Annotated in this window: 9 protein-coding genes and 1 pseudogene; 2 read left to right on the top strand and 8 right to left on the bottom strand. The window is 51.9% G+C overall.

Translation table 11 applies throughout. From position 1 onward, the window contains the following. On the bottom strand, positions 1-522 hold the full coding sequence (locus R2I50_RS09615) for a DUF4256 domain-containing protein (protein WP_316608927.1): 522 nt from the start codon (positions 520-522) through the stop codon (positions 1-3). Between the two features lie 315 nt (positions 523-837). Next, on the bottom strand, positions 838-1,497 hold the full coding sequence (locus R2I50_RS09610) for a hypothetical protein (RefSeq protein ID WP_316608926.1): 660 nt from the start codon (positions 1,495-1,497) through the stop codon (positions 838-840). A gap of 355 nt (positions 1,498-1,852) precedes the next feature. Here R2I50_RS09610 and R2I50_RS09605 point away from each other — a divergent pair, with 355 nt between their 5' ends. Next, positions 1,853-4,429, top strand: coding sequence for a carbohydrate-binding domain-containing protein (locus R2I50_RS09605; protein ID WP_316608925.1), 2,577 nt, complete (start codon positions 1,853-1,855; stop codon positions 4,427-4,429). 304 nt (positions 4,430-4,733) lie between these two features. Further along, positions 4,734-7,046, top strand: coding sequence for an aminotransferase class V-fold PLP-dependent enzyme (locus R2I50_RS09600; RefSeq protein WP_316608924.1), 2,313 nt, complete (start codon positions 4,734-4,736; stop codon positions 7,044-7,046). Between the two features lie 106 nt (positions 7,047-7,152). Here the strand turns inward: R2I50_RS09600 and R2I50_RS09595 are convergent, their stop codons facing one another. The 6 genes and pseudogenes from R2I50_RS09595 to fusA all read right to left on the bottom strand — a co-directional run. Further along, positions 7,153-7,746: a DUF308 domain-containing protein gene (locus R2I50_RS09595; protein ID WP_316608923.1), complete on the bottom strand. Its 594-nt coding sequence runs from the start codon at positions 7,744-7,746 to the stop codon at positions 7,153-7,155. 1 nt (position 7,747) lies between these two features. Then, entirely contained in the window at positions 7,748-8,953 is a 1,206-nt protein-coding gene (locus tag R2I50_RS09590; protein ID WP_316608922.1) for an acyltransferase family protein, read from the bottom strand. Positions 8,954-8,965: 12 nt separating this feature from the next. Next, positions 8,966-9,466, bottom strand: a complete 501-nt coding sequence (locus tag R2I50_RS09585) for a transposase (protein ID WP_316608921.1) — start codon at positions 9,464-9,466, stop codon at positions 8,966-8,968. Positions 9,467-9,498: 32 nt separating this feature from the next. After that, positions 9,499-9,792, bottom strand: a complete 294-nt coding sequence (locus tag R2I50_RS09580; protein ID WP_316608920.1) for a DUF1292 domain-containing protein — start codon at positions 9,790-9,792, stop codon at positions 9,499-9,501. 525 nt (positions 9,793-10,317) lie between these two features. Further along, a complete protein-coding gene (gene tuf / locus R2I50_RS09575) occupies positions 10,318-11,520 on the bottom strand; it encodes an elongation factor Tu (RefSeq protein ID WP_316608919.1) in 1,203 nt (400 codons plus the stop codon). A 210-nt stretch (positions 11,521-11,730) separates the two neighbouring features. Then, positions 11,731-12,538: pseudogene (fusA, locus tag R2I50_RS09570) on the bottom strand (elongation factor G); the annotation flags it as partial.

Raw genomic sequence — 12,538 nt, 5'->3', positions numbered from 1 at the left:
TCACACGCAAATATATCCTCTGAATCCGCGGGATGAATAATAAGAATCCGCTCCGTTGTGAAAGGTGAATACCCTGCCGTATCGGCGCTCACAGAACAAGGCTCCGCCTTTCTTTCTGATCGACTCAGGCGCATGGATCCAGCTCGACGTTTTTAAGTCAAATTCTCCGATCTGCTGCAATCTGTAGTAGAGCTCTTCTGTCAAAAGCTCGACGCCCATTTCTTTCGCCAGCTGAACCGCGCTGCCTGTCGGCGGATTCTTCTTTCGCTTTTGCAAAGCCTCATCATCGTAGCACAGACTTCTGCGATCAGTGGGAGATTCCTTGGAACAGTCGCAGAAGATGAGCTTATCTCCGGCTTCATCAAAGCCGATCGTATCAGGCTCGCCGCCGCTTTCTTCCATATACCGCAAAACCGTTAACGCAGATGCGTTATCTCTCAGTCGGCTTTCGACATACTCCCATTCGAGATTCGGGTGGCGATCCCTATTTTCGTTGAACCTGTTTTTCAGTATTTCCAGCATGGTTTTCTCCTCCCTGACGAGATTGATGTTAACCGTGGCTTGTATCGGTCGTTTTATGTTCCGATCTCTCATTCTTCCTCAGGCATATCTATGAGCATCGTGTTGCGTGAAGAACAATGCAGCTTCGTCCTTCGCGTTTGGATACGCCATCTTCTGACCGCAGTAATCGACCTTGTATTTCTTTACGAACAGTCCCATGTTGCACCTCTATACAAACAGTGTTAATCTTGCCTTATGCTCCGGCCGCTGACAGATCAGGAATCTTTCCCCATCCCATATCAGCGCCGCTGCTACTTCGGTCATGTTGCATCCTCTCTATCCGGTTATCAAATAGATCCGATCATTATCAAAGCAGATTTCCTCTGTATGATTATAAATCCGGATGATATCACCCATTTTATCAATGAATACCATCGTATTCGGCGACTTGACCTCTGCGAATTGTTTGACCGTATCCGTTTCAATATCACTTGCGCTTTTTTTCAAACTGTCTCCGCTGTCGTTAAAGAATTTATCGACAGATCCCTTCATAAAAGAAATATTCCCGAACAATCCGCCTACAGCTTTGCTTGCAGCTCCGACTCCCTTCATCACGTTGGTCTCTACCGAAGAAGTCGTCATTTTCTCAAGACGCAGTGAACACTTATCATACATCTCACGATAAATAAAGGATTGTTTTTCTATCTCCGATTTGATCTCTCTGACGTAATCTTCCTTAAAGCTCTTGCTGAGCATGATCTCGATCAGTGACGCCAGAGAATAAGAGTACAGCGACAATCTGTAATACTTAAACTTTTTCAGCAAATCGGTCAGCGTCTGTTTGACAAAAGCCTGTGCGAACGGAATGCTGAGAGAGTTGTTTTCCGAAGGAACAGACCGCACGTCTGCGAGCAACTCCTCGGTAATTGCCGATATGTTGTTTTCAGGAGAAATTTCTCCTTTTTGAACATTTGCATTGATCATGTCGTTGCTCATAGATTTTCCCTCTCATTCGTTTATCTTATGGTAAAACCATAATAACATTAATTCCATTGTTTTTCAACGAGAAAATCTTTTTGGTTAGGGTAAATGCAGATGGTTTACTGAAGCAACCAACGCTGTCTTGAATTCAAGGCGGCGTTGGTTTTTATGCGGCAATTTATTGTTTACGGGATCAGCCCGAGCGGTAACACTAATCCTATCAAGGATTAGTAAGGAGTGTGAATGTGACGGTTGTGTGAAAGTTATCTGAAAGCTTCGTGAGAATTATTGAAACTTCCTTTTGATTTATGTATGATGCAAGTGGAATCCGAAACGGAACACAAATCATCTGATCGAAAGGAGATTCATTATGACTCGAAAATTCCTATCCCTGATACTGGCGCTCATGCTGGTATTCACCCTTACGATCCCCGCTATGGCGGAATCGGTCGACATGGCTCCGACCTCTGCTGTTGTCGAGCAGAGCGCCGCGCTTACCTTCTCGAACAGCGGCATCACCGAGACTTCTGCCGGCAGCGGCTACACCATCGACGGCACCGCGCTGACCATCACGACGGCAGGCACCTACCGTATCGGCGGCAGCTGTAATGACGGTACGATCATCGTCAGCAAGGGGCTGAGCAACGTTACGCTGATCCTCGATAATCTGACGCTTAGTTCCTCTGCGACAGCGCCGATCGTCGTCAAGAAAAGCGCGACAGTCAATATCCACCTCGAGGGTACTTCTACACTTACCGATAACGAAGATCCCGCGAACGAGACCTCCACCGATACGACCGTAGCCGAGGCCTTTGAGGGAGCGGCAATCAAGGTCAAGAGCGGCTCTTCGGTGACCTTCTGCGGCGACGGAAACCTGAATGTCGTCGCGAACGCGAAGAACGGCATCAAGGGCGGCGCGACAGCCGAGCTGATCTTCAATGGGAGCGGTACGATCAATGTCAGCGGCAACGCGAAGTATTACGGCGCGACCACCTCGGGCGCTGCGGTCAACAACGGTATCGGCTGTGACGGCAGTATCGTCATCAATCAGGGCACCTACGTCATCAAAGCCGCGAACGACGGCATCAAGAGCGCTCCGGACGCAACCGATGAAACCGCCGGAACGGTGATCGACACCGAGTCGGCGGGTACCGTCACCATCAACGGCGGCACCTTTGACCTTGATGTAGACGGCGACGGTATCCAGTCGGACACCGCGCTGAATATCAACGGAGGCACCTTTGATATTTGCACCTGGAAGGGCTACAGCGTGTGGAACGATACCCTCGCGAATGAATACAGCTGTAAGGGCTTGAAGGCGTCCGGCGACCGTGCCGAAGAAGCGGGAATCGAGCCCGCCCTGAATATCGCGGGCGGAACCTTCACGCTGAACACCGGCGACGACGCAGTTCATTCCGACGCGAATGTGACCGTGACCGGCGGCACCTTCACCATTCAGACGGGCGACGACGGTATGCACGGCGACACCTCTCTGACGATCGGTACCGAGGGCGGCTATACCCGCGATCCCGATATCACGATCGACCGTTCCTATGAAGGACTCGAGGGCGGTACGGTCTATATCTATTCCGGCCGCAGCTATGTTGTCGCGAGCGACGACGGCGTGAATGCGGCGGGCGGCAGCTCCAACGGCTCCGATCCCGGCGCGGGCGGCGGCAACACCTTCAATCCCGGCGGCGGTCCCGGAGGACGTCCCGGCGGTGGCGGCGGCTTCAATCCCGGCGGCGGTTCTTCTACCAATACAGGCAACTATAACATCTATATCTACGGCGGCGATCTGTACGTTAACTGCGACGGCGACGGTCTTGATTCCAACGGCGGCTTGTACCTCTACGGCGGCACCCAGGCGGTGTTCAGCATGAGATCGGGCGGCGACAATTCCGCGATCGACGCTGACGGCACCATTTCGATCCAGGGCGCAACCGTATTCACCGCCGGTACAGCCGGTATGGACGGTTCGGCAAAGTCGAGCTGGTTCGGCACTAATCAGAAGTACGCTTCAAGCTCGACAAGCTACACAGCCGGCAAGATCATCAACACCAAGATGGGCAGCAGCGGCAGTGTGATCCTCAGTTATTCACTCCCGAAGAACGTTAATTATATCATGGCTTCCTACCCGACTGCCGTGTCGAGCAACACGCCTTCCTTTGCGACTGCGACAAGCGTGACGGCATGTAAGGGCGGCTCGTGGAGCCACAACTGGAACTCCGGCACGGTAACGACCGCGGCGACTGCCACCTCCGCAGGCGTGATGACCTACACCTGTTCAAAGTGCGGCGCAACAGAAACGCAGACGATCCCCATGACCGTTTCTGTCGATACATGCGATCATTCCGTCGAACAGGAGGCGATCGCCGATAAGGGCTACACCGTGACCTTCGCGGGCGACAGCGGCATTGACTCGATCACCGTTTATCAGACGCAGGATTATACCGGAGCATCCGAATCCGTCTCGGCGACCGGTTCTACCGTATCGCGAAGCAGTGCAACCGGCGAGCCCGATTCCACCGGCGACGGTCAGGTCAACTTCACCATCGTCCTCAAGGACGGCTACGCACTGGACAGCATTTCTGTAACAGCAGGAACCTACAAGAACATCAAGGGACCGACCGATACGGGTATGGCGAACACTTACCGCGTCACCAAGGTCAGCGGAGCGGTAACGATCTCTATCACTACTGAGCAGAGCGAGACTCCCTCGGACTATGTCCTCGGCGATGCTGACGGCAGCGGCGAGGTAGATACTCTCGACGCGACGTGGATCCAGCGCGCACTGAACGATTACGCAGTTCCCGACAGCTTTAGTGAGACTGCCGCCGATGTTGACGGCGACGGCGAGATGTCCATCATCGACGTGACCTTCATCCTACGCTACTGCGTAGGCATTTCGACGCCCTACTCGATCGGTGAAACCGTATATGACTGATAAGAGATACAAACATCATATTCTTTCTGAATAATCTCACAACCGCTTATGTAATGCTTCTTTACGAAGAATTACCGGCGTGATGTCACCGGAAGGCACGTTTGCCTTGAGACGCAGACAGGCTGGCGCCTGTCAAGGAGCCCAACAAAGCTATACGAAATATAGCGCAATAGATGATAAAGGTTTTTATTAAGGATTAGTATAAGCGTTTGCGCAGAGTTTATACATTTCTCTATAATAAGTGATGACATTTTCAACGGCATGGTGTATAATGCTTCTATAAAAGAAATAGGAGGTATAAACTATGAAACACATCATAAAACAAGTCTTGGCGTTCATACTGATCGCCGCAATGACGACGGTGTTGTTCACAGTCGGCGCAGCTGCCGCCGAGGATACGCCCGCTGACGAACAGAGCATCGGCGCTCTGCTGGGCGATGTGGACGGCGACGGTGAAGTCATGATCGTCGACGCAGCGTTCATTCAGCGCTGGCTGTCAGGAATGCCGATCCCGTTTGTCCTCAATGATAAGATCGCCGATACTGACGAGGATAACGACATCACGATCTTCGACGTAAACTATATTCAACGATGGCTTGTCAACCTTCCGTCCAATCCGAAAATCGGCACGCAGTTAGAAGAAGCAGAAGAGTATAATACAATTATTGATCCGGAATGCTATAATACGGTTTTAAAGATCAGCGATAAGGTTGACAGCAAGCTGTGTTCGACCGCGTATCAGGGAGTAGACGACGTACTGCTCGGGATCAATCCTGACGCTGCCTACTACTTTAAGTTGGCGGATACAAGCGTTGTCGACCTTGCCGCTAACCGCACAAGGATCTACGCGGTCAGCGAGGGCAACACCACAGCTGAAGTCTTTCAGGAGCTCGACGATAAAACGACTAAGATCGGCACGATCAACGTATCTGTTGTCAAGGCTAAAATGTCCGAGGTCGCCGATAATGCCTTTTTATTCTACAGCGGCGGCGAGTTAAACGGTCAGGTGCTGAAAACCAACTTCGGCAAGCCCGAATTTGATATGAAAACTGCAATCAAAAAGGTTTTGGTCAATAACGAAGAACTCGGCACCAAATTCAGCGAGAATGATTACGAGGTAACATATCAATCCTCGGACGAGAAGGTTGCGGTCGTAAGCAACAGCGGCATTGTCTCAGGTACCGGCAACGGCAGCTGTCAGATCGACTACAGCATTCGTTTCTCCGACGACTCCGTGTATAACGGCGTTCCCATCACGCAGGTAACCGGCAAGGCGATCGAAAAGGTTGAGGGCTATTCGATCGACAATATCCGGGATTATGTCGTCGGCCTCAATACGCCCGTTGAGCTTGCCGACGGTACAAAGACGCCTATGATCAATTTCGATAACGCCGCTACCACCCCCGCGCTCATGGCGGTTCGCGACGCGATCAACGAGGAGCTCGAGATGTACGGCTCGATCGGACGCGGCTTCTCTCAAAAGTCCAACCACTCTACCGATGTGTACAACAGCGTGCGCGACAAGGTACTGGACTTCTTCACTGCCGACCCGGAGCTTTACACCTGCTTCTATGTCAACTCCACTACCGACGGACTGAACAAGCTCGCCTCTGCTCTTGTTGAGAGCAAGGATGATATCGTGCTCACGACCCGTATCGAACACCATGCCAATGACCTAAGCTGGCGCGAGAGGTGCAAGGTCATCTATGCCGAGGTCGACGAAAAGGGCAGAGTCATCTATGACGATATCGAAAAGCTACTGAAGGAGAACGACGTCAAGATCGTTTCGATCTCAGCTGCCTCTAATGTAACGGGCTATGTCAACGACGTCCACAGGGTCGCGAAGCTCGCCCACAAATACGGCGCCGAGATCGTAGTGGACGGTGCGCAGATCGTCGCTCACAGAAAGTTTGAAATGATGGGCGATCTCAACGATCCCAACGACGACATCGATTATTTCGCTTTCTCCGCACACAAGATGTATTCTCCCTATGGCGGCGGCGCGGTCGTGGGACTGACCGAAACGCTTAACAAGCATATGCCCCAGTTCTACGGCGGCGGTACGATCACCGTAGTCGGCGACTATTGGCAGAATTACAAGACGGCACCCGCGGCTTATGAGGCAGGCTCTCCCAACTATCCGGGCGTTGTGGGCTTAGGTAAAGCCATCGACGTTCTCTCGACCATCGGTATGGATAAAATCGAGGCGCACGAGAAGGTACTTAACCGCAAGCTCATCGACGGACTGAAAACGCTGCCCAACGTCATCATTTACGGCGACAGTGAGAATATCAGCGACAGAGTCGGCGTCATTACCTTTAATTTCAGCGATATCAATACCTATTTTATCTCTCAGAAGCTTTCTGAGCTGGGCGGTGTGGCAACGCGGCGCGGCGCGTTCTGTGCTCATCCGTATGTATGGCGCCTGATGGGAATCAGCGACGAGAAGGCTAAGTCCTTTGCCAACTGCTCCGACATCAATACCGCGGGAATGGTCAGAGTCAGCTTCGGTATCTATAACAATGAGGCTGAGGTTGACAGGTTCCTCGAGCTGATGCCGTCCGTAATGGAGGCAGCTAAGGCTGCTCAGAGTCCTTTGGTAGTAGTCGAATACTGATAATCATACGATAGAGCGGGCTTATCACTTTAATGTAACAGCCCCGTGCTAATCCCGGATATGAAAACAGCGCTGCATCCATGGCAGCGCTGTTCTTGTTATGTGATTATTTCTCGTCCTTATCCTTGTACTCAACGTTCACGTAGGTGAAGTCTGCTTTCTTCATCGCGTTACCGAAGATGATCAGCGAGATGATATCCAGCACTGCCGACGCGATCAGCATGATACCGAGGACAGTCCAGAAGATCTGCGCCGTGCCGAAGGGATTGAAGGCAATCAGGATGCCCAGCACGATGCTGATGATCACGCTGAAAATCGCGAAGCCGGAGCCAATACCTGCAGCGCGCAGCGTCAGGTAATCCGCGAGCTTAAATACGCCGCTGATGACCAGGATCAAGCCGTAGATCGTTGCGATAAAGCCAACAACACCCAGCACAGACCCGGAAGCCGCCGTGAAGAAGGCGCCGATCGTGATCAGGATGATGGACATGATCAGCGCAAAGCTGCTGATGACCTGTCCCCCGCGCGCAGCGAGCAGAGTACGAATCAGCGAGATCAGGCCCAGCACCAGCATCAATACGCCGAAGATGACGAAGATCACGCCGGTAAAGCGCTCGCCGTCGATCAACAGTAGGATACCGATGACGACCTCGAAGAGGATCATCAGGATCGTAGGTAATAAACGTTTGAATTTTTCCATTTTAACCTCCTTGGATTTCATTTGGATTATCATTATTTATTTCCGCAGCCGCAGGTTCAACGACCTCGGCATGCTTGAAACGCGCTTTGATCTTGCCGTACAGAAAGCCGAACAGCCGGTAGACAAGGTCGATGACAACGGCGATACCCGTCGCCGAGAGGAAGATTGCGAGCACCATCGGGATATACGCCCACAGTCTGTCGGGCATGTTGGGGATCCACTGCTTGAGCAGTACATAATACTCGTTATCGAAGATATAGGTCAGAATGAATATCTGCAGGCTCATCCCCGACAGGTAGCCGAACACCGCCGCAAGCCACGACGGTATCCGCCTGAACTCATGCTCTAAGAACATAGACGCTAAGAGTGTGCCGCTGACCATCACGAGCGGCGAATCCCAGTCGATCCATGCGCCCCATGCGAACTTGCCCTCGGGGGCTCTCCACAGCATATAGAGCGTCGTCAGCGCGATCGTCACGACAAACAGCAGCTTCTTCGTCAGCTTGCCGAGTCCCAGTCCGTACTCTCGGATATACGCGCCGATCAGGTAGTAGGTCAGCGGATAACCGAACAGCCACCACTGGGGGATCAGTCGCTGGTAGGTGGTCGATAGGGTTGTATCGCTCCACCACCCGGCGGTAGTGAAGTTATAAACGTTGATGATCTTGGGCAGCGAATTGAGCGCGAAGCAGGTGAAGATCAGCACCTTTTTCCAATTCTTGGAAGGAATATTCTTATAAAGAATATTGATAAACGGGATCAGCAGGTACAGCCCGATGTACATCTCGATGTACCACGCATACGGCGCGGTTCCGTTGAACCTGAGGATACCCCAGATCGCGTCCTCGAGCTTCATGTTATGCTTGATCGACACACGGTAGATCACGATCGGGATCATCGTCAGCAGATACAGCCATATAACCTTCATGCCCTTTGCGTAATGCGACTTCGTCAGCGTCTTATTCAAGCTCAGATAGCCCGTCAGGATGATGAACAGCGGTACGCATGACGATACGATCATCCTCAGCACCAGCATGATGATCATATTCACGCCCTCGATCGGCTGGTCGTAGAAGCCGTTGTACAGCAGAAAGTGGATGGAGATGACCGCCCACACCGCGAATACGCGCAGCACATCGGGCGAGACCATCCTCCCGCGTACGGGGACGGTCACCGTGTTCTCAGGCGTCTGTTGTATATTTTCCAAGTATCTCAGACCTCATTTCTGTAGGTTGGTTTCGCAAAAATACGGGGTGTCGCCACAGTAATAAACATCTTCCGCCCAGTGAGCGGGATTGTTGTCGATGTATTCGTAGATCGAGCGGTAGTCGTGCTCATTACGAATGATGTGATCGTGAAATGAAACCTGCCATAATTTCTCAATTTGCGACACTTGCTTACATCTACGTGTAGACAGGGACTTAAACGCGCAGACAATATCCATGATCGTAGGGCGGGGGCTTGCTCCCGCCGGAGCGTTTAATGTCATAATGACGTGTATATGGTTTGGCATCACGACATAATTCTCGATTTCCAAATATTGAAATCGGGAAGGCATTTCCGATAACGTCATTTCTACGATTTTACCGTGATTTGTCAGACAGGTTTCGGCGGGAGCAAGCCCCCGCCCTACTTTGATCTTTGAAAGCATCTTTCTCTTCAGAAACGTACATATCGTAATAAAGTATCTGGCATTCAAACTATAATCATATCGTTTCAACCGAGGATGCTTCCTCCTGGGTAATTCACTCATTACTCAAAATCGAAATCGTCCTTATAGCGCTCCTTAAAGATATCGAAGACCTTCTGCAAGGTTTCTTCATCGTTGATTCCGACATAATTCTCGGTATCGTCGTCGACGGACTCGATCTTGAGGATCATGACCTCGCTCTGCTCGTCCTCCTCGGTCGGGAGCAGAATGATATACTCCTCGCCCTCATACTCTACGACGTCGAGGAACTCGAAATCCTTCTCATTACCGAGATCGTCCTCGAGGGTGATGATCTCAGGCTCATACTCATCATAAAAATCTTCATTATTCAGCATAAAATCGCCTCCTCAGATTGATAGTACCATTTTACAATGAAACGGCATAAAAGGCAAGTCTTTTGCTACACCATACCATGACTTTGTTGAAAAGTTCATCGTTCATCGATCACAGTGCGGGAATATAAACCGTAGGGCTGTGACCGTAACCTTGGTAAAAGAACGGTCAGACAACCTCCCGGCGCAGTGATCGCTCAAAGATCGGATACCAGCCGACAGCGATCGCAGCGCAGAATATAAGCCGTAAGGCTGTGACCGTAACCTTGGTAAAAGAGCGGTCAGACAACCTCCCGGCGCAGAGATCGCTCAACGATCGGATACCAGCCGACAGCGATCGCAGCGCCGACATATAAGCCGTAAGGCTGTGACCGTAACCTTGGTAAAAGAGCGGTCAGACAACCTCCCGGCGCAGTGATCGCTCAAAGATCGGATACCAGCCGAGCATAACAGTATGGAGTACCAAAAAAACTCCCGAAACCTTGCGGAATCGGGAGCTTGAATCAATCAATATTTCTTTGAAAGAAATTACTCGTTGATCGCGATAACAGCGCCGGAACCTACGGTACGGCCACCCTCACGGATAGCGAAACGCAGACCAACCTCGATAGCGATAGGAGTGATCAGCTCAACATCCATCTCAACGTTATCGCCGGGCATGCACATCTCAGTGCCCTCAGGCAGAGTAATGGTACCGGTAACGTCGGTGGTTCTGAAATAGAACTGAGGACGATAGTTGTTGAAGAAGGGGGTATGACGGCCGCCCTCGTCCTTGGTCAGAACGTAAACCTGGCCGCGGAACTTGGTGTGGGGATGAATGGTGCCGGGCTTAGCCAGAACCTGACCTCTCTCGATCTCGTTTCTCTGAACGCCACGGAGCAGAACGCCAACGTTATCGCCAGCCTCAGCATAGTCCAGAGTCTTTCTGAACATCTCAAGACCGGTAACAACAACCTTGCGCTTCTCGTCGGTAAGACCAACGATCTCAACTTCCTCGGAAGTACGGATCTGACCTCTCTCAACACGGCCGGTAGCAACAGTACCACGACCGGTGATGGTGAAGACGTCCTCAACGGGCATCAGGAAGGGCAGGTCAGCCTTACGCTCGGGAGTGGGGATGAACTCGTCAACAGCGTCCATCAGCTCGTGGATGCACTGATACTCGGGAGCGTTGGGGTCGGTAGAGGTAGAGGTCAGAGCAAGATAAGCGGAACCCTTGATGATGGGGGTCTCGTCGCCCGGGAACTCGTACTCGTTCAGCAGGTCACGGATCTCCATCTCGACGAGCTCGAGCAGCTCGGGATCGTCAACCTGGTCGGTCTTGTTCATGAATACAACGATGTAGGGAACGCCAACCTGACGGGAGAGCAGGATGTGCTCACGGGTCTGGGGCATGGGGCCGTCAGCAGCGGAAACAACGAGGATAGCGCCGTCCATCTGAGCAGCACCGGTGATCATGTTCTTAACGTAGTCAGCATGTCCGGGGCAGTCAACGTGAGCATAGTGACGCTTAGCGGTCTCGTACTCAACGTGAGCGGTGTTGATTGTGATACCACGCTCGCGCTCCTCGGGAGCCTTATCGATGTTAGCGTAATCAACGAAGTCAGCAGCGCCGCCGAAGTTCAGGACCTTGGTGATCGCAGCAGTCAGAGTGGTCTTACCATGGTCAACGTGGCCGATGGTACCGATGTTAACATGCGGTTTATTTCTTTCAAACTTTTGTCTTGCCATTGGGAAATTTCCTCCTTTAATTAGTAACTTTAAATTACCGATTACAGTTATTGTAACAATTCTGAAGAAGAATTGCAATAGCTTTTTGCAAATTTCCACAACGAATAGTGGCTTTATTTCTCAAAAACGTCTATCTGTTGTGTCAATTTCAGCGTGAATGTCTTCATAAGGCTGATTCCGTCAGCCGTCGGAATGACACTGTAACTTGAATTACTTCTTGCCGTTGCGCTCGGACATGATCTCCTCGCCTACGTTCTTCGGAACCTCTGCGTGATGCGAGGGCTCCATGACGTAGTTACCGCGGCCCTGCGTCTTGGAACGCAGGTCGGTCGCGTAACCGAACATGTTGGAGAGCGGTACGTCAGCGACGATACGGGCTACGCCGTTATCGATCTCCTGACCTCTTACGGCGCCGCGGCGAGCGTTGAAGTCACCGAATACGGTACCTGCGTACTCCTCGGGAACAACGACGCTGACCTTCATGATCGGCTCGAGCAGGACGGGATCAGCCTTCTTCATAGCCTCCTTGAACGCCATGGAACCGGCGATCTTGAACGCCATCTCAGAGGAGTCGACCTCGTGATACGAACCGTCATAAACTTCACACTTGACGTCTACTACGTTGTAGCCTGCCAGAACACCGCTGAGCATTGCGCCCTGGATACCCTGATCGACTGCGGGGATGTATTCCTTCGGAATCGCACCGCCGACAACGGAGTTAACGAACTCGTAGCCTTTACCGGGATTCGGGTAGATACGCATCTTGACGTGACCGTACTGACCCTTACCGCCGGACTGACGGGCGTACTTCTGGTCGACGTCTGCCTCGCGGCGGATGGTCTCCTTGTACGCAACCTGGGGCTTACCGATATTCGCCTCGACCTTGAACTCACGGAGGAGTCGGTCGACGATGATCTCGAGGTGAAGCTCACCCATACCGGCGATGATGGTCTGGCCGGTCTCTTCATCGGTGTAAGCCTTGAAGGTGGGATCTTCCTCGGCGAGCTTCGCCAGAGCG

Origin of the sequence: uncultured Ruminococcus sp. (assembly GCA_902785355.1) — a bacterium.
Classification (GTDB): domain Bacteria; phylum Bacillota; class Clostridia; order Oscillospirales; family Acutalibacteraceae; genus Ruminococcoides.
Note: the sequence above shows the minus strand (reverse complement) of the source record. Positions and strands in the feature narration are given on the sequence as shown.